Origin of the sequence: Desulfovibrio sp. MES5, assembly GCF_002237645.1 — a bacterium.
Lineage (GTDB): Bacteria > Desulfobacterota > Desulfovibrionia > Desulfovibrionales > Desulfovibrionaceae > Desulfovibrio.
Window position 1 is genome coordinate 222,068 of record NZ_MJUZ01000011.1, and the last position, 22,770, is coordinate 244,837.

At 60.7% G+C, this 22,770-nt stretch carries 18 protein-coding genes; 16 read left to right on the top strand and 2 right to left on the bottom strand.

All coding sequences use genetic code 11. From position 1 onward, the window contains the following. The first annotated feature begins 25 nt into the window (after window positions 1–25). The 9 genes from BCS36_RS04300 (at window position 26) to BCS36_RS04340 (ending at window position 11,683) form a co-directional block, all read left to right on the top strand. The gene (locus tag BCS36_RS04300; protein ID WP_291301675.1) at window positions 26–1,345 is read left to right on the top strand and encodes an aminotransferase class I/II-fold pyridoxal phosphate-dependent enzyme; all 1,320 of its coding nucleotides are present in this window, start codon (window positions 26–28) and stop codon (window positions 1,343–1,345) included. Between the two features lie 57 nt (window positions 1,346–1,402). Further along, the gene (locus tag BCS36_RS04305; protein WP_291301676.1) at window positions 1,403–2,794 is read left to right on the top strand and encodes a glycosyltransferase; all 1,392 of its coding nucleotides are present in this window, start codon (window positions 1,403–1,405) and stop codon (window positions 2,792–2,794) included. After that, window positions 2,791–3,828 carry a glycosyl transferase family 1 gene (locus BCS36_RS04310; RefSeq protein WP_291301677.1) on the top strand — a complete coding sequence of 346 codons (1,038 nt, stop codon included), beginning with the start codon at window positions 2,791–2,793 and terminating at the stop codon, window positions 3,826–3,828. Before BCS36_RS04305 ends, BCS36_RS04310 begins: the two co-directional genes overlap by 4 nt. A gap of 92 nt (window positions 3,829–3,920) precedes the next feature. Continuing rightward, window positions 3,921–5,420, top strand: coding sequence for a glycosyltransferase family 4 protein (locus tag BCS36_RS04315; RefSeq protein WP_291301678.1), 1,500 nt, complete (start codon window positions 3,921–3,923; stop codon window positions 5,418–5,420). Continuing rightward, window positions 5,408–7,333, top strand: coding sequence for an asparagine synthase (glutamine-hydrolyzing) (gene asnB, locus BCS36_RS04320; protein ID WP_291301679.1), 1,926 nt, complete (start codon window positions 5,408–5,410; stop codon window positions 7,331–7,333). Before BCS36_RS04315 ends, asnB begins: the two co-directional genes overlap by 13 nt. Before the next feature lie 372 nt (window positions 7,334–7,705). Beyond that, window positions 7,706–8,569 carry a zinc metalloprotease HtpX gene (locus BCS36_RS04325; protein ID WP_291301680.1) on the top strand — a complete coding sequence of 288 codons (864 nt, stop codon included), beginning with the start codon at window positions 7,706–7,708 and terminating at the stop codon, window positions 8,567–8,569. A gap of 94 nt (window positions 8,570–8,663) precedes the next feature. Further along, window positions 8,664–9,056: a DVU_2496 family lipoprotein gene (locus tag BCS36_RS04330; RefSeq protein ID WP_291301681.1), complete on the top strand. Its 393-nt coding sequence runs from the start codon at window positions 8,664–8,666 to the stop codon at window positions 9,054–9,056. A 471-nt stretch (window positions 9,057–9,527) separates the two neighbouring features. Continuing rightward, a complete protein-coding gene (locus tag BCS36_RS04335) occupies window positions 9,528–9,956 on the top strand; it encodes a molybdopterin-binding protein (RefSeq protein ID WP_291301682.1) in 429 nt (142 codons plus the stop codon). A gap of 518 nt (window positions 9,957–10,474) precedes the next feature. Then, window positions 10,475–11,683: an iron-containing alcohol dehydrogenase gene (locus tag BCS36_RS04340; RefSeq protein ID WP_291301683.1), complete on the top strand. Its 1,209-nt coding sequence runs from the start codon at window positions 10,475–10,477 to the stop codon at window positions 11,681–11,683. A 92-nt stretch (window positions 11,684–11,775) separates the two neighbouring features. Here BCS36_RS04340 and BCS36_RS04345 read toward each other — a convergent pair whose 3' ends face one another. Beyond that, window positions 11,776–13,782 (bottom strand): substrate-binding domain-containing protein, encoded by a 2,007-nt coding sequence (locus tag BCS36_RS04345; RefSeq protein ID WP_291301684.1) that lies wholly within the window; start codon window positions 13,780–13,782, stop codon window positions 11,776–11,778. Window positions 13,783–13,978: 196 nt separating this feature from the next. Between BCS36_RS04345 and BCS36_RS04350 the strand changes: the two genes are divergently transcribed. The 7 genes from BCS36_RS04350 (at window position 13,979) to dpaL (ending at window position 20,844) form a co-directional block, all read left to right on the top strand. Beyond that, window positions 13,979–14,761, top strand: a complete 783-nt coding sequence (locus BCS36_RS04350; protein ID WP_291301685.1) for an aldolase/citrate lyase family protein — start codon at window positions 13,979–13,981, stop codon at window positions 14,759–14,761. A 116-nt stretch (window positions 14,762–14,877) separates the two neighbouring features. Continuing rightward, window positions 14,878–15,792 carry an NAD(P)-dependent oxidoreductase gene (locus BCS36_RS04355; RefSeq protein WP_291301686.1) on the top strand — a complete coding sequence of 305 codons (915 nt, stop codon included), beginning with the start codon at window positions 14,878–14,880 and terminating at the stop codon, window positions 15,790–15,792. Window positions 15,793–16,095: 303 nt separating this feature from the next. Then, entirely contained in the window at window positions 16,096–16,866 is a 771-nt protein-coding gene (locus BCS36_RS04360) for a 3-deoxy-manno-octulosonate cytidylyltransferase (RefSeq protein ID WP_291301687.1), read from the top strand. Beyond that, entirely contained in the window at window positions 16,867–17,676 is an 810-nt protein-coding gene (locus BCS36_RS04365) for a DapH/DapD/GlmU-related protein (protein ID WP_291301688.1), read from the top strand. Between the two features lie 2 nt (window positions 17,677–17,678). Then, complete coding sequence (locus BCS36_RS04370; RefSeq protein WP_291301689.1) at window positions 17,679–18,329, top strand: HAD family hydrolase; 651 nt, start codon at window positions 17,679–17,681, stop codon at window positions 18,327–18,329. Between the two features lie 229 nt (window positions 18,330–18,558). Continuing rightward, window positions 18,559–19,572 carry a hypothetical protein gene (locus BCS36_RS04375; RefSeq protein WP_291301690.1) on the top strand — a complete coding sequence of 338 codons (1,014 nt, stop codon included), beginning with the start codon at window positions 18,559–18,561 and terminating at the stop codon, window positions 19,570–19,572. A 45-nt stretch (window positions 19,573–19,617) separates the two neighbouring features. After that, complete coding sequence (gene dpaL, locus BCS36_RS04380; protein WP_291301691.1) at window positions 19,618–20,844, top strand: diaminopropionate ammonia-lyase; 1,227 nt, start codon at window positions 19,618–19,620, stop codon at window positions 20,842–20,844. Window positions 20,845–21,630: 786 nt separating this feature from the next. Here dpaL and BCS36_RS04385 read toward each other — a convergent pair. Further along, entirely contained in the window at window positions 21,631–22,329 is a 699-nt protein-coding gene (locus BCS36_RS04385; protein ID WP_291301692.1) for a methyltransferase domain-containing protein, read from the bottom strand. Window positions 22,330–22,770: the final 441 nt, after the last annotated feature.

Consider the following 22,770-nt stretch of genomic DNA (forward strand, 5'->3'; position numbering starts at 1 on the left):
TGGACAAATTTTAAGAGGATACGGCATGAAGAACGACCATTCCTGTCAGGCTGGCCAAGAGGCGGCGTCACCTGCTGCCGCCGCAGAAAGCTCCGCAGGCGGTTTCAGCCGCATGCGTTCCAAGCTCGCCTTTGACCGGCTTGTGGAGATGGGAGCCAAGATGGGGATGGAAAATCCTCTTTTCCTCTGCCACGAACGGGCGGCCAAGGCCACCACGCTCATAGGCGGCAAGGAATATCTGAATTTTTCCACCTACGACTATCTGGACATTAACGCCCATCCGGAAATAACCGAGGCCGTTACCCGCGCTGCCACCGTGTATGGCACATCGGCCGGAGCCAGCCGCCTTGTGGGCGGCGAGCGCCCGCCCCACCGCGAACTTGAGCGCGCCTTTGCCGACCTGTACGGCGTGGAAGACTGCATCGTCTACGTGAGCGGCCATGCCACCAACGTGTCCACCCTCGGCTTTCTGCTGGGCCACCGCGACGCCATCTTTCATGACGGCCTGGCCCACAACTCCCTGGTGCAGGGCGCACGCCTTTCGCACGCCGCGCGCTACTCTTACAATCACAATGACTGCGACGCCCTTGAAGAAATGCTCAAGGCCAAGCGCGCCGAGCACAAACGGGCCATCATCGTCACCGAAGGCCTGTTCAGCATGGACGGCAATATCCCCGACCTGCCCCGCATCATCCAGCTGAAAAAGCAGTATGACTGCATGCTGCTGGTGGATGAAGCCCACTCGCTGGGCGTGCTCGGCAAGACCGGGCGCGGCGCGCACGAATATTTCGGCATCGACGCCAGCGAAGTGGATATGTGGATGAGCACGCTCTCCAAGTCCATGTGCGGTTGCGGCGGTTTTATCGCGGGCAAGCACGAGCTGGTGGAATTTTTGAAGTACGGCTCGCCGGGCTTTGTGTTCAGCGTCGGCATGCCGCCCGTTATTGCCGTCGCCTGCCACAAGGCTCTGGAGATCATGTTGCGTGAACCCGAACGGGTGCACAAACTGCAGAGAATCTCGCAGTTCTTTGTGGAATATGCCGCCAGCATCGGTCTGGATACGGGCTCGGCCCAGGGCTATGCCATCGTGCCTGTGATGGTGGGCGATCCTATGGTGGCGGGCTTTTTGTCCAATGCGCTTTTCAAGCGCGGCATCTACGTTATGCCCATCACCTTTCCGGCGGTCAAAGAAGGCACCGACAGGCTGCGCTTCTTCCTTTCCGCCGCTCACACCGAAGAACACATCCGTCAGGCCCTGGACGCAGTGAAGGAAGAAATTCCCAAGGCACAGGCCATTGTTGAAAAGTACAAAAGCGAACACGCCGAAGAAACCCTGGGCGAATAAAAAAAGCACTCCGGGCCGGGCCATCAGGCCCGGCTCTCGTTTATTGCGGAGACTGATATGCCTTTAACCAGCGGCTCTGCCACAGAAGCGGGCGCAACAAGCGGCCAGCAGACCGTGCCGCCGATTGTTGCCTATGTGCTTCTCTGGTTTCCCCTGTCTTCAGAGACATTTATTTTTCGCGAGGTCGTGCAGCTTCGAAAGCGGGGAATGCGCGTATTCGCCTACAGCATGTATGGCGAAAACCTCAAGGGCTGCAGCGAAGAAATGCGCGCCTATGACGGCCCCGTGGGCCGTATGGGCATCAGGGCCGCCGGCAGCATACTGGCCGCTTTTGTGCGCGCCCTGCGCCAGCGGCCCGGGGCTACGTGGAAGCTCATGCGCGAAGGGCTTTTTCGCCGCATGCGCAACCTTGAAGCGGTGGGCGAAAATATCTGGTGCTTTCTGGCGGGCTTTGTTCTGGCCGAAAAGTGCCGCGAGGATGGCGTGCAGCTCATTCATGCGGCCTGGGCAAACGGCCCGGCCACAGCCGCCTGGGTGGCCTCGCGGGTGACTGGCATTCCCTTTGCCTTTACCGGCCGCGCCGGAGACATCTATCCTGAAGACGGCCTGCTCAAGGAAAAATCGCGCGACGCGCTGTTCATCCGCACCAACAATCGCACCAATGTGCAGTGGCTGCGCGGGTTTTGTCCCCCCGATGCCGCAGACAAGGTGCACGCCATCTACAACAGCCTTACCTTCCGTCCGCGCGGCCAGTGCGCCATGCCCATGCAGCCTCCCTACCGCCTTTTGGCCGTGGGCCGCTTTGCGCGCACCAAGGGCTTTCCTGAATTGCTCATGGCAATGGCGCGTCTGCGGCGTGAAAAGGTGCCCGTGACCCTGACCTTGGTGGGCGACGGCAACTGGCACCACAAGCTCGTCAAGATGCGTGATGACCTGGACCTCACTCAGGTAGTGGACATGCCTGGCTTTATTCCGCATGATAAAATCTGCGGATTCATGCTGGACCACGATATGCTCATCATGCCCAGCGTGGTGCACACCAATGGCGACCGCGACGGCATCCCCAACGTCATAATGGAAGCGCTTTCGCACCGCATGCCTGTTATCGCCACCGATGTGTGCGGCATTGCCGAGGTGGTCATAGACGGCGAAACCGGCCTGCTGGTGCCGCAACGCGACCCCCGCGCCCTGGCCAATGCGGTGCGCCGCATGGTGGCCGACAGGGACGCCGCCATGGCCATGGCCGAGGCGGGGCGGGTTCACGTTGAAAAACTTTTTGATCCCACGCGCAATATCACGACAGTCTATGAGCTGTATGTGGACCAATGCGCCGGGGCTGCGGGTTCTGCCGAAGCCGCCAGTGTTGCCGATACCGCCGGTGCCGCCGGGGGCCAACAGCAAAAAATCCCCGGCATGGCCGGCGCAGACGCGGAAAAAGAGGAAGTATGAGCCGCCCTGTGCTCTACCTTGCCGTCAGCCTGGACGTGGAGGAAGAGGGGCTATTTGGCGGCCGGTACGCGCGCCGGGGCTTCTCGACGGCCAATACCGCCAGCCTGGAACGGCTTGCCCCCCTGTGCGAGCGGGGGATACGGCCCACACTGTTCTGCGCGCACAGCGTTTTGTCCGATACGGCTTCCCGGCATGTGCTGGCGCAGATGCGCGACAGGCACGGGGCAGAAATAGGCGCGCACCTGCATCACTGGAATACGCCCCCCCTGACGCTTGACGGCCCTGGGGCCGACGCCGATCTGGCCGACAATGCCGCAAGCGTGCCCGCCGCCGCCGTGCCAGCGCCGCTCATGGCCGCCAAGCTTGCAAGCCTTATGGCCGCGGGCAGGGATTTTCAGTCCGCGCCGCTGACGTCGTTTCGCATGGGCCGCTGGGATCTGCACAAAAACCTCTGGCCCATACTGGCGCAGGCCGGAATACGGGTGGACGCCTCGGTGCGCCCTCTGCACTGCGGGGCCACGCCCCTGGCCGGGCCGGATCATTTCGACGCTCCCCGCAACCCCTACTGGGTGACTGTCGGGCAGGAGCGCATTTTCGAGGTTCCGCTCAGCGTAACGCCTCTTGTGCGCCCCTTGCCGGGCCTGGTGCGTCGGGCGGCTCCCGGCTTGCGTCCGGGATTCAAGAACTGGGGCGCGCTGAGCCTGCTGCCCGTCTATCATCCCCTGTGGGCCATGCAGGCTGTTACCAGACTTTTTGCCGCCAGGGGCGGGCAGGTATTGTCGCTTACCTGGCACTCGTCGGAAATGATGCCGGGCGGCGCGCCCCATCTGCCTGACGCAGCAGCTGTGGACAGGCTCATGAACAAGATTTTGGCATGGACGGACTGGCTCACATCCCGCTGGGAGGTGCGCAGTCTGACCATGGACCAGTTGCGGGAAACGCTGGGGCCTCGGGCTCCCGACAGTGCAGAGCTGCTGCGCGGCAACACTGCGGGGCGCGGCGATTGGGCGTACCCGCCCCAAGAAGCTCCATAGCCGGCATCTTTTATAGTACTGTCCGGTCAACTATTGGTAATTCAAGGTATAATCGGTGGGTTTGCCCCTTCGCGGACGCTCAGGAGTGAGCAATGACAGAAAGCAAGACGAGTGAGCCGGTCACCCAGCAGCCATTTGAACCCGGTCTGCCACACGTAGCCTGCGTACTATTGTGGTACCCTCTGTTCACGCAGCCCTTTATTTTTCGTGAGGTACAGGGGCTCAGAAAGCGTCTTCCCGTCTCTGTCTACAGTTTGTATGGAGCCAACCTGCGGCACTGTTCCACAGAAATGCGGATGGCGGCGCGGCGGACCCACACTTTGGGCTCGCGGGCCATCTTCACCATTCTGGCCGAAGTGATGCGTCAGTTGTTTACCCACCCTCTGCGTCTGGGGCGTCTTTTCAGGCGCACCATGTTTCGCCGCTGGCGCTGCATTGAAACCATGGGCGAGAACCTCTGGGCTTTTTGCGCGGGAGTCTACCTGGCGCGGCAATTCACTGAAGCCGGCATTGACATGATCTACGCGCCCTGGCCGCGCGGCACGGCCACCGCCGCCTGGGTTGCGGGCAGTATTGCCGGATTGCCGTTCGCCACCTGCGCACGGGGCGACAATCTTGAACCGGCAGACCCGGATCTGGGCGCAAAACTCGATGCGGCCTTTTTGGTGCGCGCCAACAACGGCGCGGACAAGGCGCGTATTGAAAGCTTTGACCGGGGCCAGGCCAAGGGTAAGGTGGAACTCGTTTACAACGGCCTGACCCTGCCGCCTCTTGAAGACGTATCCGTGGCTGACCAGGCTGACCAGGCTGACCAGACAGGGCAGGCAGGGCAGACAGAACAGCCAAGGCAGGCTGGGCAGGAAGAGCGCGGGGCATCTTTGGCGGGGCAGGCTTCTCCGGCCTCCTGCGATTTCAGCGACGTTGCCCATTCCTTCCCGCAGTTGGAGGTGGTTTCTCCCTCGCCATCGCCTGTGCCCATGGCGCGGCCAGTGCGTCTGCTGGCTCTGGGCAGGTTTGACGTCACCAAGGGTTTTGACGTGCTGCTCCAGGCGTGCGGCTTGCTGCAGGACAGGGGGCTGGACTTCACCCTGACTCTGGCGGGGGGCGGCGGCACCGTGATGGGGCTTGGCTGCATGCAGGCCGAACTGACGCGCTTGCGTAAGGATCTGGGGCTTGAAGCCCGTGTGAGCATGCCCGGCCTCATTTCTCACAATGAACTGCCCCGGCTGCTCAAAGACCACGATATTTTTGTAGCGCCCTGCGTGGTGCACGCTTCGGGCCGTCGCGACGGCATCCCCAACACCGTCATCGAGGCTCTGGCCTACGGCCTGCCCGTGGTCAGCACCACGGTCAACGCGCTGCCCGAGGTAGTCCGGCACGGCAAGACGGGGCTTGCTGTACCGCAGCACGATGCCGAAGCCCTGGCTGGCGCTGTCGAAATGCTGGCCAATGATTCGGCCCTGGCGGCTGGCCTTGCCCGCAACGGCAGGCTGCTGGCGGCCCGGATGTTTGACCCTGAAGCCAACAATGACCGTTTGGCGCGTATTTTCACCAATAATTACAGGTGTTGGAAAGAAACATGTGTGGAATAGCCGGTATTTGCCAACTGGACGCTTCGCCTCTTGACCCTCAGGCTCAGCACTGGGTCAAGGCCATGACCGATTGCATCGCCCACCGGGGGCCGGACGGCGAGGGGCAGTGGTTGCAAGGCCCTGTCTGCCTGGGGCACCGGCGTCTTTCCATCATTGACCTCGGCACGGGCGGCCAGCCCATGCACAGCGTCGACGGGCGCTATACGGTCGTATTCAACGGAGAGATCTATAATTTCGCGGAACTCAAGCAGGAACTTGCCGCCAATGGCGCGCGCTTTTGCACCAGCTCCGACACCGAGGTCATACTGGAAGGCTACCGCCAGTGGGGCGTGGAGTGCCTGTCCCGCTTCAACGGCATGTTCGCCTTTGCTCTGTGGGATGCCCACAAGCAGCGCCTTTTCTGCGCGCGCGATCCTTTTGGCAAAAAGCCCTTTTTCTATACCGTGCAGCAGGGCAGGCTGCATTTTGCCTCTGAACTGACGGCGCTTGAAAAAATTCCCGGCCTGAGCCTGACCATGCAGCCCGAAGCTGTCATGCGCTACCTGGCCTATGAATATGTGCCCACGCCGCAGACCATCTATGGCGAGGTGGAAAGCCTGCCTCCCGCGCACTGGCTGCTGCTGGAGGGCGGCGTCCTGCGTACGGGCCGCTACTGGGACATGCCCATGCCCGACGAGAGCGACAGGCGCAACCCGGATCAGCTTGGCGAGGAATTGCAGTTTCTGATGGCGCGCGCTGTGCGTCGGCGCATGGTCAGCGACGTGCCCCTGGGCGTTTTTCTTTCGGGCGGCATTGATTCGTCCATTGTGGCCGGGCTTATGGCGCGGCAGTCCCCCACGCCCATAAAGACGTTTTCCATCGGCTTCAGCGAAGCCAGCTATGACGAATCGCGCTATGCCCGCATAGTGGCCGAAGCTTTTGGCACTGACCACCATGAGCGCGTGCTTTCCGCCGAAGAGTGCGCCGACAACCTGCCCGGCATTGTCAGCAAAATGGACGTGCCCATGGCCGATGCCTCGGTAGCGCCCACCTGGCTGCTTTCGGGCGTGACGCGGGAAAAAGTCACCGTGGCCCTTGGCGGCGACGGCGCGGACGAACTGTGGGCCGGATACGAGCACTACATCGGCTTCAAGGTGGCGGAATGGTACAACGCCCTGCCCGCGCTGGTGCGGCGCAAGGTTGTGGAGCCCCTGGCCCGCCGCCTGCCTTCCTCGGCAGGGTATATCAATCCGCGTCTGGCTGTGGCCACGTTTCTGCGGGCGGCCCAGGCCCCGGCCTGGCAGCGGGTGCAGACCATGCTCACCGCCTTTACCCCCGATATGCAGGCCGAAATTCTGACCGGAGCCTTCAAGGCGCAAGCGCCGGGCTTTCTTTCGCCGGAGCGCCTCTTCGCGCCCACGCGCGAGCACTTTGAGCACTGGCAGCCTTACAGCGCGGCCACGCCTTTGGCGCGGGCGTTCTACGTCTACGCGCACCAGTTCATGCTGGACGACATTTTGGTCAAGGTGGACCGCTGCTCCATGCTGCACGGCCTTGAAGTGCGCGCGCCCTTTTTGGACAAGGACGTGGCCGAATTCGCCGCGCGCCTGCCCGTGGATCGCAAGCTGCACGGATTCAAGCGCAAGTGGCTGCTCAAGCGGGCCTTTGCAAATCTTTTGCCCCGCGAGATACTGTACCGCAACAAGCGGGGGTTTCAGATCCCCGTGGCGGAGTGGTTGCGCGGGCGCATGCGTCCCCTCATGGAAGACCTGCTCAGCCCGGACAGCCTCAAGGCCCAGGGCATCTTCAATCCTGCCGCCGTGCGCGCCCTCATGGACGAGCACATTTCCGGCAGAGCCGATTTGCGCAAACCTTTGTGGACCCTGCTGGTCTTTCAGTTGTGGCGGCAGGCGCGCCAGCGTCCCGCTGCGTAATGGACCATTGCAACGGGGCATTGCCCCTGCGGCCTCGTGAACGGGCCTTGGCCGTGCAAGACTATGCGTGGCGCACCCGTGCTGTTGCGCGCCAAGGCTTGCTGCTGCAACCACTGAAAGCGTGTTCGAAGCGGTAGCCCGCGCCTGGGCCGCGCTGCTTTTCGCAGGGCATTCACGAGTAAGGGCATTCACGGGTAAGGCATGCACGGCTTGACGCGTGCGCGGAAAGGACTTTTCGTGTGCGTGCAGCGTGATGCGGAAAAGCCTGCAGGCGCAAACAGGGCAAAGCCTTCTTGCCAGCTGCAGGGCCAATGCTTATATTATGCTGCAGGGTCTTAACGACCCGCAACATTCGCATATCGAGGAGTACGCATGACCAGCCAGATCAAGACAGTTCTTCTTCTGGGTTTGCTTTCGGGCATCATCATAGTGCTTGGCGGCCTGCTTGGCGGGCGCACGGGCGTTATCATAGCCTTTGGCATGGCCCTGCTCATGAACGTGGGCAGCTATTGGTACTCGGACAAAATCGTGCTTTCTATGTACCGTGCGCGTGAGCTTGCGCCGGAAGAAGCTCCATATTTGCATAAAATTGTTGAGGAATTGGCTCACAACGCAGGCGTTCCCAAGCCCCGCGTCTGTGTCGTGCCCGAAGAGGCTCCCAATGCCTTTGCCACCGGGCGCAATCCCGAACATGCGGTGGTGGCCGTGACCGAGGGCATTTTGCGCCTTCTGTCGCCCGAAGAACTGCGCGGCGTGGTGGCCCATGAGATGGGGCACATCGTCAACCGCGACATTCTTATTCAGACCATCGCCGGGGTCATGGCTTCGGCCATTGTGACCATGGCCAATATTTTTCAGTTCACGGCCATATTCGGCGGCGGCAATCGTGACGGCGAAGGCGGCGGGGTCAATCCCATCGCGGCGCTGGCCATGGCCTTGCTGGCCCCGATGGCGGCCGGTCTTGTGCAGATGGCCATTTCGCGCTCGCGGGAATACCTGGCTGACGACACCGGGGCAGAGCTTTGCGGTCAGCCTTTGGCGCTGGCTGGCGCTCTGGCCAAACTCGGGGCGGCCAGCGGGCGCATACCCATGCGCGAGGGCAACCCCAGCACAGAGCAGATGTTCATAGTGTCGCCCATGTTTGCCCACAGCAGCATGGCCAATCTTTTCAGCACGCATCCGCCGCTGGAAGAACGCATTCGCAGGCTTCAGGCCATGGCGGCATCCCGGCGCTGATTGCCGGAACTGCCGAAAACGGGCGCAGAACCGCTCAGATAACGGGCCGAACAGGCTCTGCCGGGTTCCACGAACCCACATGTTGAGGAAGACAATGTACGTACGTCTTTTGCTGGTTGCCTTACTGGCTCTGCCTATTCTGGCCTGCAACAAGCCCGCGCCTGTGGCCGAAGCCGAGCCGGCGCTGCCTGCGGAACCTTGCCCCTTTGTCTATGTTGTTGCCCCGGGCAACTATATTGTGGACATTGCCAGCGGCTCTGAAGTGGTGCTTGACCCCGGCGTCAATGAATTCGAGCTGTTCTGCTCGCCCGGAGCCGCCCGCGCGGCTGTCGATTACGCCGTGGCCCGTGGCGCTCTTCCTGAAGGGGACTGGCGCATTTACCGCCTTGAAGGCAGTCTGGACGACCTTGCCTTCAGAAGCCCGCAGAATCGCTACACCCTCAAGCGCATGGCAGAGGTTGTGGACTGGGTGACGGAAGATATCTAGACCGGATTGTCTTTGAAAGGCTTTGTGGTGAAAGGACTTTTGCAAAAGGTTCGCCTCCCTCATGCGCCCAGCACTAAAATTCTATTGTATTTAGGGTGATTAACGTTGAAAAAAGGCGCCTGCTCTGACGCCGCATGAGGAAAAGCCGCGCCAACGCCATTATGGCAGGGACCTGCGTACGCCGCTGCCCGGGCAGTTTTTAAGAAAGACGGATCCAGTGCTTTTTTGAAGGGCTTTCAGATAAAGGGGCCGGTCTTCATGACCGGCCCCTTTATCATTGAAACTGCGCCGTAATGCGTGTCATTACTGTGCGTGTATGGGTAACTTGATGTTATTTCAGGTGTTGTTGCTATTTTATGCATACAGCGTGTCTGTGTGGCACGGTTTATTGTCCAGTAGTATGCTACAAGTATGCGGAAAAAAGTTTTCGCGCTTACCAGCCGGGGTGATGCCCGGCATGAGGATATTTATATGCAAACGAGCGCAAGAAATGTTTTCAAGGGCAAGGTCGCGGCTGTGCATTCCGGCGCCGTCAATGACGAAATTGAAGTGGCCGTTGAGGGCGGGTTGAGCATCGTTGCCTCCATTACCCAGGTCAGCACCAAAAAACTGGGGCTCAAGCCCGGCGTGGAAGCCATTGCCCTGATCAAGGCCAGCTTTGTGCTGCTCATGAATGACGCCGAAAACTATCTTTTGTCTACCCGCAACCAGTTTGCGGGAACCATCAGCAAGGTGACGCCCGGCGCTGTCAACGCCGAAGTGCAGGTTGACCTGCCTAGCGGCAAGGGCATTACAGCCATTGTCACCATGGGCAGCGTCGCCAGCCTTGGCCTGGCTCCCGGCAAAAAGGTCACGGCCATCGTCAAGGCTTCGCAGGTTATTCTGGCGGTGCCGAAGTAACCTTGGAGCAGCGAGTCTTGAGTACAGAGGCTCGCGAGTGAAGGTGCTGCGAGAAAACCAGACTCCCAAGGGGTGAGGTTTCCACTGCGGCGCTTGCGGTTGCTCGCCCAGCACGTGCGCGCACCGTACTATCGGTTGTTGGCGCATGCCCATGAGCGGCGCTCGCGATGCAAATATTCTGGCCTCATGCCCTGCAACCAGGACGCAAAGAGCGCTTGAAAGACTGAGGCCCGGAACGCTGACGCGATCCGGGCCTTGTCGCGCCAAAAATACGCGGGCATCATTGAAAAATAAAAAGAGCCACAGGTCTTGCTTTGCAGAACTGGCTGATATTTAAGATTAAATTAGGTGATTGAAAGTTTCACAAACACTTTTTCTACTGTGCCCCGGCATTTTTAGCAAGAAGAAAAATTTTGCAAAATTTATGTGAAAAATTGCGCAGGTTCTTGACCTAATGCTTTATTCATTCTACGTTATTGCAGCGCATAAAACGTCCAGCGTGATCGCAGGAGGCAACCGTGTGGGATAACTGCTGCGACTATAATACGGTTCGAGAAATACGTGTTAAAACAACGGCGTATATTGGTGTAGGCGCAATAGACAGGATCGAAGGCATCCTGGGAAATTTGAAAAATGAGGGCGTTTCGTCAGTGCTCTGCGTTTGCGGCGGGCATGCCTACCGCGCCTCGGGCGCGTGGGATAAAGCCGAGGCCGCAGCGCTGCGGCAGGGGATTGTACTGGCTCTGTACAACAGGGTCATGCCCAACCCGACCACGGACACCATCAATGACGCCGCAGCCCTGGGCAGGGCCGTCAACGCCGGAGCGGTGCTTGCCATAGGCGGGGGAAGCGCCCTGGACTGTGGCAAGGGGGCGGCCGTGTTGCTGGCCAACCCCGGTAAAAGCGCCGAAGATCTTTTTTGCTTTCGCTTCACGCCCCAAAAGGCCCTTCCGTTAGTTGCCGTCAACCTCACCCACGGCACGGGCAGTGAAGTAAACCGATTTGCGGTGGTTACTGTGGCCGGGCGCAATCACAGGTCCATTGTTGGGCATGAATGCAGCTACCCACGCTACGCCATTGACGATCCCGCTCTCATGACGGGGCTTTCGGCAGAGCAAAGCCGCTATGTGTCCATAGACGCGCTGTGCAGGGTAGTGGAGGCCGCAACAACCACAGTGGCGGGCCCGCTGGCCGTAACCCTGGCGCGCGAGACTGTCGGGCTGGTGCATACGTGGCTGCCCACTGTGCTGGCCGAGCCGCAAAATCTCAAGGCCCGCTATGGGCTGTGTCTGGCGGCGCTTCAGGCCGGTGTGGTTTTTGACAACAGCCTCTTGCACATGGCGCACGCGCTTGAGCACCCGTTGCACCGCTTTAAAAAAATTCCGCACGGCCTGGCGCTGGCCATGTTGCTGCCCGCCGTCATCGGCGAATGCTATGCCGCCCGGCCCGACGTGTTGGCCCTTGTGCTTGAACCCCTGGCTCCCGGATTGAAAGGCGATCCGGAAGAAGCCGCAACGGCGGCCAAAGCCGTTGAAAACTGGCTTTTCAGCCTGGGCGTAAAACAAAAACTCCTGGACTTGGGAGTCCAGGAGTCAGATGTGGAAGAGTTCTGCAACTTCATCGAGCAGACGCCTTCGCTGGGTCTTCTGCTCTCGGTGGCGCCAGTTATGAGTTCCCGCCAGCGTGTGGCGAGAATCTACACGAACTCGTTACGCCCTATGCCGTGAAATTGCCCATCCTCCTCCAGGATCGGACTGATCTGCCGCAGTCCGCTCCATACCCAGCCCCTCCGTTTGCCGACGGCGGGGCTTTTTTAGTATCACGCTCCAAGGCGAACGCCAAGCTCAAGTTTTTGCCCTGTCAAATTGGTTTCATAGCCGCCCAGAGAAGCGATACGCTTTTTGAATTCAGGCTGTTGCAAAAGGGTTTGCGCGCTGATAACCCGCGCGTCTTCAAGAAAGGCTTTGGGGATCACAAGGTCCCAGCGCTCGCCGCCCAGGGGGACAAAATCCAGCCCCATGGCGCTGGCCGCAGCGGCAACGCCGGGGCCGCAGTCCGCCTTGCCAGTGAGCACTGCGGCGGCGACGGCAAGCTGGCTTTCCACCTCTGTCTCATAGCCCAGGACATCCTGCGGGGTCAGCCCGGCGTGGCGCAAAAGCGCGTCGAACTGTATGCGCGTGCTGGAACCGGCCAGCCGGTTGACGCAACGCAGCTTTTTGTCCTTGATGTCGGTAATGCTTTTGAGCCCGTGCGGGTTGCCAGCGGGAACCACAAGCCCCACCTGCCTGATTGCCAGATTTACAAAAATCACCTTGCCCTGGGGCCAGTGCCGCTGCACAAAGCCAAAATTGAATTCGCCCTTGTCGTCATCAGCCATATGGAGCACAGCCACATGGCAATGATTGTTTTTCAGGGCCTGCAGCGCGTCAGCAGCATCGGCCCCCACAGAAATCATATGTACGGGTTGCGACTGACGCAGTAGGGCGTCCGTCATGATATCCAGCACCATATCGCTGCCGCCGGCGCAAAAAAGCGTCGAGTACAGCGTTTCGACTGGGCGGTGCGGGCGGGCGCGAATCATGCTGCCCAGAGGCACGCCCTTGCCGTCAGCGGTAATGTGGGCAAAACCCTGGATGCGGACGGTAGTTTTATAGCCGTCCCCCATACGCAGGGGCAGGGCCACGGTTTTTTCGCCCACCCTGGCCAGCGCCAGGGGCGCAAATACGTCAAGACCGGGGTGAGCGGGCAGGCTGGCGGCCAGTTCCGCCGCGAGGTCGCCGGTCTCGGTGATCGCGCCGGGCAGTATCCCGGAGTACTGCTGAGGGGGGCGGCGCGACATGAGTAAAAGGGCCGGAGCCACCAGCGCCGAGAAGGCGCTCAGTGATCCGGCCGGGCTGGATGGCAGGCAGAAAACCGGCCTGCCTTCATAAACAGCGGTCATGGTCGGCGCGCCGGGCAGCAGGCCAACATTGGGCGACACAATCTGCCCTTCGGCTTTAAGAAAGTCTCGCACAGCGGCCAACGCGGCTTCATCGGCAGCGCACAGCAAGAGCGCATGTCCGCCAGCCGCCAGTGATTTTTGAAAAAAATTCCGCAAGGCGTCTGCTGTTGCGGCAAGAGGCGCGGCAAGGTGGGCGAGGCACCCCAGCGCTTCCGTGCGGGCAGCGAGGGATGGGGTGATGCCGTCCAGCAGACGGGTATCCGTCGCTGTGCCGCCTGCGGCGTCGGCGGGGCCCCCCGCCGGGCGAAAGCTGCCGCCCACGGTGGCCAGAAAAACCTCAAGCCTGTCCCACACCTGCACCTCGTTCACACCCGCAGCCAGAAGCGCGCCAATGTCGCTGGGCCGGAGAATATGGTTGCGGCAAAAAAGGGCTTCTCCCACAGCAATGTCCGAACCAGCGCGCCGAACGTGCAGCCACGGCAGCATGGGGGCCGTGATGCTGACTCCGCCCTTGCCGTCCACAGCGGCATGGGCTGACAGGGCAATGGCGTCGCAGGATGGGGGCAGGGCGTCGCCGGAGGTGACGGCAAAGCAGGTTTTACCTTCCTGAAGCGTGGCTGGGGCCTCGCTGGTTGCCGCGTATGTGTCTGCGGCCTTGAGAGCGTAGCCGCGGGCTGCGGCAAGAGCAACGGGCGGAAACGGGAGGGCGGCGACCACGGCCGAGCTCAGCACGCCGCCCTCGGCTTTGGCCGTCGGGCAGGCGACAGCCTGCGGCAGTTGCTCATGCCCGCTGGACTCCCGCGCCGCATCCAGAGCTTTGAACAGGTTGTCGAGGGCAGCGTTCAGAGGCGTAATTTCCGTATATATATTTGCGTCGAGGGGCATTGTATCCTCCTGGGAAGGGCAAGGGGCGTGAATGGACGGAAGGAGAGAATCTACCCAACAAACATACATCTTCACGGCACACATGCAAATACTTGTTGCGGGCATGCCGCCCTGAGCCGTATTGCGTGCTGCCGCGCCTGGGCGTATAGTGATTCTTTATATGTAACCTCAACCCTGCGGCGGCATGCCGCTTGATATGACCGTACATGACATACGCGCGCTTCTGGCAGCGGATAAAGCCACAGTAGGCACATGGCTGCAACTGCCCTCCACGGACGTGGCGGAGCTGATGGCCCGTGCCGGGTATGACTGGGTCGCCGTGGATATGGAGCATGGCTCCTTTGGGCGCACCGGTCTGCCGGACGTTTTCCGGGCCATCGAATGCGGCGGCGCCGCCCCTTTCGCTCGCCTGCCCGAAGCCAGCAAAACCCAGATAAAGTCCGCCCTTGAGGCTGGAGCCCAGGGACTGATCTTTCCCATGATAGAAAGCCGCGAGCAGCTTGACCGCGCCATTGACTGGGCCGTGTACCCCGGTCAGGACACGTGGCGGGCCAAGGGCGAGACCGCGCAGGAATACAGAGGCGTAGGTTTTTGCCGGGCCAATGTGTTTGGCAAAAATTTTGACGAGTACCGCGCCCGGCGCGCGCCGGAGCTTTTTCTTGTGGCGCAGATAGAGCATATCCGCGCCGTGGAAAATCTGGACGCCATACTGACGCACCCGCGTCTGGACGCCATCATGGTTGGGCCGTACGACCTTTCCGGCTCTATGGGTCTTACGGGACAGTTCGAACATCCGGACTTCAAGGCGGCCATGGCGCGTATTGTGGACGCCTGCGCGCGGCACAAGGCCCGCATGGGCCTGCACATCGTGCAGCCTGACCCGGCGGAACTGGCGCGCCAGGTGGCGGCGGGCAGCCGCTTTATTGCCTACGGTATCGACTCCGTCTTTCTTTGGGGCGCGGCTGAGCGCCCCGAATAGTTCCGCCGCCTGACAAAGGCGTCAGCAGGCCCGCCATAGGGCCGGTTTGCCCCCCATGCGTCGCGCAGCACTGCGGACGCGCATATGATCAAGAAAATTCTCCAGGGAGAATAATTGTGAAAATAACTGTTTTCGGCGGTTCCGGATTCCTGGGTTCGCATATTTGCGACAAGCTTTCCGAGGCCGGGCATAACGTCACCATTGTGGACCTGCATCCCTCGCCCTGGTTGCGACCCGACCAGACCATGCTCACGGGCAACATCCTTGAAGAGGAAACAGTGCTCAAAGCCGTGGAAGGCGCGGATATGGTGTTCAACTACGCGGGCATCGCGGACATTGGCGAGGCCAATAACCGCCCGGTGGACACGGCGCGCATCAACGTGGTCGGCAACGTCATGATTCTTGAGGCCTGCCGCAAGGCGGGCGTGAAGCGGTACGTCTTCGCCAGCTCGCTTTACGTGTACGGCAAGTCCGGCGGTTTTTACCGTTGCAGCAAGCAGTCCTGCGAACTGTATATTGAAAACTACCAGGCCATGCACAACCTGCCGTACACCATCCTGCGATACGGCTCGCTGTACGGCCCCCGGTCGGACAGGCGCAACGCCATCAACCGCTTTGTTTACGAAGCGCTTTCCACTGGCGGCATCACCTACTACGGCGCGCCCACGGCCCTGCGTGAATACGTGCATGTGGATGACGCGAGCACCGCCACCCTGGCCGTGCTCGCGCCGGAGTTTGAAAACCAGAACATCATCATCTCCGGCAACCAGCCCATGCGGGTCAGCGACCTCTTCAAGATGATAGGCGAAATGCTGGGCAAGGAACTGGTCATCAATTACCAGAACGACCCCAACAGCGGCCACTATCAGGTGACCCCTTACGCCTTCATGCCCAAGGTGGGGCGCAAGCTTGTGCCGCCGCTGACCGTGGACCTCGGGCAGGGCATACTGCGCGTGATGGAAGAAGAACATAAGGAAATCCACCCCGAACTGGCCTCCGAGGGCGGGTATCTCGTGGCAACCGACGACTAGATACGACCTCCTTTGAAAGCTTCATATTTCAAAGGCGTCATTCTGCCGACAAATACGATTTTCGGCAGGATCCACGCCACGCTGTGGCGCGCTGCTCTTTCGTGCAGCGGTAGAGCATTTGCTGCGGGATGTCCGCGAGCAGGCGAATCCGTGCCTGCGCTGCCGACGCCGCAAAAACGCTTCTGGCAAAGAATTGAGGTTCACGGGAATCCGCCGTTGTCGGGGCGCTGAACGTCGCCCCCGCCGGATTTCGGAACCGGAGCCTGGATCTGAAAATTTTATACGGACACAAGGAGCCGTTGCATGAACATCATTGCCATCATTCCCGCGCGTATGGGGTCCAGCCGTTACCCCGGCAAGCCTCTGGCCCTCATCCACAACGTGCCCATGGTCGGGCATGTGGCCTTTCGTACGGCCATGAGCAAAACCCTTTCCGCCACCTATGTGGCCACCTGCGATGATATCATTGAAAATTACTGCAAGGGTGCGGGCCTGGACTGCGTCATGACCGGCGACCATCACGTGCGCTGCTCGACGCGCACGGCTGAAGCCCTGCTCAAGATTGAAGCCGCCACGGGCAAAAAGGCCGACATCGTGGTGATGGTGCAGGGCGATGAACCCATGGTGCGCCCGGAAATGATCGACGCCGCCATTGCCCCCATGTTGACAGACCCCAGCATCAACGTCACCAACCTCATGGCCGATATGGACACCCTTGAGGAATTTGAAGATCCCAATGAAGTCAAGGTGGTTGTGGACCGCTTTAACGACGCCCTGTACTTCTCGCGCGAGCCCATCCCCTCGCGCAAAAAGGGGTCGGACAAGGTGCCCATGCGCAAGCAGGTCTGCATCATTCCCTTCCGCCGCGACTATCTGCTGCGCTTCAATGAAATGGAAGAAAGCCCCCTGGAAATTTATGAGTCCGTGGACATGATGCGCATCCTCGAATACGGGGAAAAAGTGCGTATGGTCCCCACTGACTGCCGCAGCTGGAGCGTGGACACGCCCGAAGATCTGGCCCGCGTGGCGCGCCTTATGGAAGGCGACGATCTTATGAAGGAATACAGCAAGTAAATGGCCGAGTCTGAAAAAACAGGCATGGGGCGGGGTGCGGAGGCGGCGTCGGCCACCGGGTTGGCTGCGCCTTCCTCTCCTCTTTCTTCCGCCCCGCTTTCTTCCGGCCCGCGTTCTTCCGCAAGGCAAGCCGCGCAGGCTGGCCCCGGCGCAACCACGCCGCCAGCCGCCCATGGCGCGCCGGGCTGGCGTCGTCGGCTTGGGGCTGCGCTGGAAGAGCTGTGGGTGGCGCTGCTGGGCTGGATACCCACTCCGGTGGGTCTGGCCCTGCGTCTGGCTGGCTGGCGCTGGATGTTTGCCCGCTGCGGCTCGGTGCGCTTCGGCACGGGGCTGAGCCTTGCGGGGTGCAGGGGCATGACGCTTGGCGACAATGTGCGTCTTGGGCGCGGCTGCTTTATTACCGCCACAGACGGCACGCTTGTGCTGCACGACAGCGTGGCCCTTTCGCCCTTTGTGCATGTGGGGGCCGATGCCGGGCGCATTGAAATAGGCGCGCACACGGCTGTGGGGCCGGGCACCGTCATACGGGCGGCCAACCACTGCATAGCCCGGCAGGACGTGCCCATAATGCACCAGGGGCACGTGCCAGGCGTGATTGTTATTGAAGAAGACGTGTGGATCGGGGCCAACTGCGTCATCACGCCCGACGTGCGCATTGGGCGCGGCGCGGTGGTGGGCGCGGGGGCGGTGGTCACCCGTAACGTGGCTCCTTTCGCCATTGTCGGCGGCGTGCCTGCCAAGGTCATCGGCATGCGGGGCAGTAACGACGCAACCGTTGCCGGATCGGCAACCCAGGCCGCAAAAGGATAGTTATGGCATTGCAATGCATTGTTTTTGACTGCGACGGCGTCATACTGGACAGCGTGCCCGTGAAAACACGGGCCTTTGCGCGTATCGCCGCGCCCCACGGGCAGGAAGCCCAGGATCGTTTTGTGATGTACCACACGCGGCATGGCGGGGTGAGCCGTTACAAGAAGTTCCAATGGTTTTACAATGAAGTGCTGGGCCGCGAAATTTCGGATGAAGAGTCTGAACGGCTGGGCCGCCTGTTCGCGGAATACGCCCTGGACGAAGTCCGCCGCTGTCCGCTCATTCCCGGCATTCAGGAAGTTCTGGACACCTGGAAGGGCAAATTGCCCCTCTATGTGTGCTCCGGCGCGCCCCATGATGAAGTGCAGGCGGTACTGCACGAGCGCAATCTTGACCAGTATTTCGTGTCCATTCACGGTTCGCCTCCGGCCAAGGCCAAACTGCTGGGCCAGATTGTGGCCCCTCTGCCTATGGCCCCGGAAGATGTGCTTATGGTGGGGGACGCCCCCACGGATCACGACGCGGCCAAAGAAGTGGGCACGCTTTTTTACGGTGTGGGCCCGGACATAAAACCGGCCTCGGAGTCTCTCTATCCCTGGGGGCCGGACCTTACCGGGCTCAATGATTGGATAAAGGCCCACGTGGCGCGTTAAGGAAACGCTGATTTATTTCGTTTGGCGGCGTTGCGTCACCTTTTTTGAAACAGTCGGGGACGGAAGAGTCCACTCCTGCTTCAAAAAAAGATCACGCCTTGCAAACAAAATAACTGCTCGTTTCCAGGAGGCTCTTTAATCAGCGCTTCCTTAACTCCAACAGCAACCGCAACAATGCCCGGACGCCTCCCCGCTACGTGCGTGGGGGCGTCCGCCGCCGAAACACACTATGATGAAAAAACTATACATCTGGCTTGTATGCCTTGGCGTGCTGTGTCTGGCTGCCTGCGATTCCGGCAGCAAGGAAGAAGCCCCCGCATCTTCCGCAAAAACGGAGCAGGCACAGCCCGCTCCCGCCGCAGAGGGGAGTGCCCCCGCCGCCGAGGCCAGCGCCTCCGCTGATACTGGCAACGCTCCTCAGGAGCAGGGGCCGCCGCCCACAAAAGAGCAGATTGATGAAGCCGACGCCCTGGTGGCTTTCTATAATACGGCCGCCAGCACGCTTGCCAACCCGTACTTTACCCAGGCCGATGTGATGATGGGCAATGTGCGCTACTACCTGCATGAATGGATGCTGCCCCCACGCCCGGATGGCAGCGACGGCAAGCCTCTGGCTGCGCGCCTTGCGGCTCCGCAGGGGATGTTCAGCGAGGATGAGGTCCGCGCCATGGAGCAGTGGGTGGAAGACATGCGCCAGAGCCTCGACAGCATGCGCGCCGACTACCGCCTGCTCGAGCGCTATGTGAAGGACCAGAGCATTCGTGACGACGGCGTCAAGGGCAAGGCTCTGGCAGCCAGCATAGAGAAGAGTTACGAGCGTTTTTCCGCCGCCCGCAGCGGCTACATGGGCACGGTTGAAGCGCGGGCTTCATCTGTGGAAGAAGTGTTGCTCTACGGGCATCCGCTTAAAAGGCAGATACTGGACGCCAGAAGGGTGTTCGGGCTGTTTTCCAGAACAGCCGGTCTGCTCATGTCGCAAAAGCCCGACCGTGAGGCTCTGGAGCAGGTAATGGCCAAGCTTGACGCCAGCCTTGCCGATGCCGGGCGTCCTCCCTTCCCCGCCTCGCCGGATGTGGAGCGGGCCTACCGCGAGTTTCTCAAACAGGCCGCCGGGTTTAAAGAAGCGCTTGCAAGAGGACTGGACGAGGGCTTTTACAACCCCGTGCGGGAGGAACTCAATAATGCCGCCGTGGGCAGCCGTCAGGCGTACAATCTTTTTGTGCGCGAAGCCAACCCTGAATAGTCGAGATATCTGGATGAGCCCGGCAATTGCCGCAGGTAAGGCGTCATGAAAACAGTCAGCTATGGCGCCAACAGTCGCCGCGCCAGCGCGTCCACGGCTGCGGACGTAAGTCTTTTTGGCCCTGAAGAAGCCCGCAAGGCCCGGTCATTCCATCAGGGGTTCGGCCAGTATGCGGCCACCCCTCTGGTGCGCCTGGAGGCCCTGGCCGCGCATCTGGGCCTGGCCGAAATTCAGGTGAAGGACGAATCCCGGCGGTTTGGCCTCAACGCCTTCAAGGTTCTGGGCGGTTCCTATGCTGTGGCGCGTTATCTGGCGCAACGGCTGGACATACCCATGCAGGACGTGAATCCCGATCTGCTGCGGTCGGCAGCCGTGCGCGAGAAGCTCGGCGACATGACCCTTGTAACGGCAACGGACGGCAATCATGGCCTTGGCGTCGCCTGGACAGCCCGGCAGCTCGGCATGAAGGCAATGGTTTTCATGCCCGCAGGATCGGCCCCCGTGCGGGCGGAGAACATCCGTAACACCGGTGCCGGGTGCGTCATAACCGAGTGTAACTACGACGATGCCGTGCGTCTTGCCATGCAGCACGCTGCGGATTCGGGCGGGGTGCTGGTGCAGGATACCGCCTGGGACGGCTATGAAGAGGTGCCGCTCTGGATCATGCAGGGCTACACGACCCTTGCCCTGGAGGCGGACGAGCAATGGCAGAACAGCGGGGCAAAGCCGCCCACGCATATGTTTTTACAGGCAGGCGTAGGTTCCTTTGCCGCCGCCGTGCTCGGGTATTTTGTCTCAGCCATGGGGCATAGCGCCCCCAGGGCCGTCATTGTCGAGCCGCAGGCCGCCGACTGCTATTACCGTTCCTTCATGGCCGCCGATGGAGCAGCCCATTCCGTGGCTGGGCACATGCGCACCATCATGGCCGGGCTTGCCTGCGGCGAACCCAGCAGCCTGTGCTGGCCCATTTTGCGCGACAGGGCCGTGGCCGCGCTTTCCTGCGCCGATACCGTGGCTGCCAACGGCATGCGCATTCTCGCCGCTCCCCTGCAGGGCGATGCCGCCATATGCAGCGGCGAATCCGGCGCGGCCCCTCTGGGGGCTCTGGAACATGTGATGCGTGCTCCCGAAATGGAGGAGGTACGGCAGGCCCTTGGCCTGGACGACTCTTCGCGCGTGCTGCTTTTCAGCACCGAGGGCGACACCTCGCCCGACCTGTACCGCCAGATCGTCTGGTACGGTCGGCACGGCGCGGAGGCATGCGGCGTATAGTGCCGCAGGCTGGCAGCCGTTAGAGCCTTTTACCTTTGAACTGCTTTGTGGGGGAAGGCCCCTTTTGCAAAAGGGGCCTTCCCCCACGCCCCCCCCCAGACAGTGTCGTCACGAGCGCCTTTCCAGTTATTTCTGCGTCGAACTTCGCCTTTTATTCCGGTCGAGTACCGTCAGAGTGCACTCCCTGCATAAAAGGCTCGTTCTCCTTGATATGACTGGAAATTCATCTCGTGACGACACTGTTTATAGCCTTTTTGCATTGAGAATATCCATTCTCAATGCTTCCAAGACGCCCGCTTCGGCGCGGAACCACGCAAAGAAATAGCGGTGCTGCCTTCGCGGCAGCCGTTGCCCGAAGGGCTTACGGATGGCGACAGCGATTGTATGGGCAAACCGTGTTGTTATGCGGGCTGTCTTCAAGCGTAGTTTCCTGCGTCACAGCGCTTTAAGCCTGCGTCACCACGCTTGAAGCATCCGTAAACCCTGCGGGCAACGGCTGAAGCTGCGCTTGCGCATCTGCTCACGCAGCCGCCAGAGCAATTTTAAAGTGAAAATGTTCTAAGCCCATTGTTTTTGTTTTTTCATGTGATGGAGCGTTTTCCATAAAAAAGGCCGTGCGGTTGTGGCACGGCCTTCTTTATGGAAATTCTTGTGTTTCTGGCTGGATATGCGTGGGAAAGATGCTGAATATGCCCTTTTTGGGGGAGCAGTCGTGCGGGAGTATCCCGCCTCGTCTCCACCGTTCAGCGTGTGCGGGCAGAGAACCCGCAGGCAGAACTGAGCCCGCTAGCGCCCGCGAATCCAGTACGTTTCAAAGCCGTCCTGAAGCCAGCCGTCCTTCACTTCCGTCAGTCCTGCCACCTTGAATATCTGGCGGTACTCATCGCGGGTGCGCCGCCAGCCCCAGAACTGCTGACGCCGTATGCCAAGGTAATGCAGAACGCCACGTATGAAAATCTTGATGGCGTTGACGAAGCTTCCGATAAAGGAATCCTCTTCCAGCAGCGAGGCGGACAGCAGAATGATTTCGCCGCCGGGCGTAAGCTGTGCGCGGAGTTCCTGAAGCAGATGGGTGAATTCGCGCGTGGGGATGCCGTAGTCCACTGTGGACAGGTATATCATGTCATAGTGAACGTCCGGCGGCAGACAGGCCGGGGGCAGGCCAATGTAGATGCGCTCGCTGGGAATGTGCTGGCGCAGCCACTTCATGCCCACGGTGCTGGGCTCGTTGACGTGCAGTTCCAGCTCGGGCAGCTCTTCAAGAAGGATTTTTTCCATATAGCCGACGCCGCTGCCGATGGAAAGCACGCGCACAGGCTCGGTGCGCGGCTGGGTTTCCCTGGCGAGCTGGTCGCGCAACTGTCCGATAAGCCAGCGTGCATCCTTGCGCTTGTTTTCGCGCCATACGGCGGGCAGATCGTCCCAATTCTTGAACCGGCGAAAGAGCTCTTCATAAAATACGGCGTAAAACTTGGGCTCCGCCAAATGGAAAAAGGAGATATGCGAAAAGGATGTGAATGGAATTCCCTGCCAGCTTTCTTGATAAAATCTTCGCACGTCAACCCCCCGCTCATGGCTGCATAAATGCGTTATGGCAAACGCGCCGAAGCCACACTACGCAGCCAACTATAGCGCAAGCCTTTGCAAGGCGCAATGCGCTCTGCAATTGTTCACAATGTGCCTTGGTTCCGCGAGAGCGGACTACCCGTAAGGCTGTGATCATTTCAAAGGGTCTGCATGTCCGCTGCGAGTGACAGCGCGGCGACATCCGGCAGCGAACGCGGCAGGCGTGTGATCTGCACCGCCGCCAGAAATTGTGCCGGAAAAGCGCTTGCCCGTGGCCTTGCGGCTGCCGCTGCCGCCCCAGTCGCTAGAGCATGCCTGCCGTGAATGCGTTCGGCTGTTGCCTTACGGCTGCCGCCACAG

Coding starts and splice junctions, on each gene's coding strand:
- BCS36_RS04300 (WP_291301675.1), top strand. CDS start 26: ATGAAGAACGACCATTCCTGTCAGGCTGGCCAAGAGGCGGCGTCACCT.
- BCS36_RS04305 (WP_291301676.1), top strand. CDS start 1,403: ATGCCTTTAACCAGCGGCTCTGCCACAGAAGCGGGCGCAACAAGCGGC.
- BCS36_RS04310 (WP_291301677.1), top strand. CDS start 2,791: ATGAGCCGCCCTGTGCTCTACCTTGCCGTCAGCCTGGACGTGGAGGAA.
- BCS36_RS04315 (WP_291301678.1), top strand. CDS start 3,921: ATGACAGAAAGCAAGACGAGTGAGCCGGTCACCCAGCAGCCATTTGAA.
- asnB (WP_291301679.1), top strand. CDS start 5,408: ATGTGTGGAATAGCCGGTATTTGCCAACTGGACGCTTCGCCTCTTGAC.
- BCS36_RS04325 (WP_291301680.1), top strand. CDS start 7,706: ATGACCAGCCAGATCAAGACAGTTCTTCTTCTGGGTTTGCTTTCGGGC.
- BCS36_RS04330 (WP_291301681.1), top strand. CDS start 8,664: ATGTACGTACGTCTTTTGCTGGTTGCCTTACTGGCTCTGCCTATTCTG.
- BCS36_RS04335 (WP_291301682.1), top strand. CDS start 9,528: ATGCAAACGAGCGCAAGAAATGTTTTCAAGGGCAAGGTCGCGGCTGTG.
- BCS36_RS04345 (WP_291301684.1), bottom strand. CDS start 13,782: ATGCCCCTCGACGCAAATATATATACGGAAATTACGCCTCTGAACGCT.
- BCS36_RS04350 (WP_291301685.1), top strand. CDS start 13,979: ATGACCGTACATGACATACGCGCGCTTCTGGCAGCGGATAAAGCCACA.
- BCS36_RS04360 (WP_291301687.1), top strand. CDS start 16,096: ATGAACATCATTGCCATCATTCCCGCGCGTATGGGGTCCAGCCGTTAC.
- BCS36_RS04365 (WP_291301688.1), top strand. CDS start 16,867: ATGGCCGAGTCTGAAAAAACAGGCATGGGGCGGGGTGCGGAGGCGGCG.
- BCS36_RS04370 (WP_291301689.1), top strand. CDS start 17,679: ATGGCATTGCAATGCATTGTTTTTGACTGCGACGGCGTCATACTGGAC.
- BCS36_RS04375 (WP_291301690.1), top strand. CDS start 18,559: ATGATGAAAAAACTATACATCTGGCTTGTATGCCTTGGCGTGCTGTGT.
- dpaL (WP_291301691.1), top strand. CDS start 19,618: ATGAAAACAGTCAGCTATGGCGCCAACAGTCGCCGCGCCAGCGCGTCC.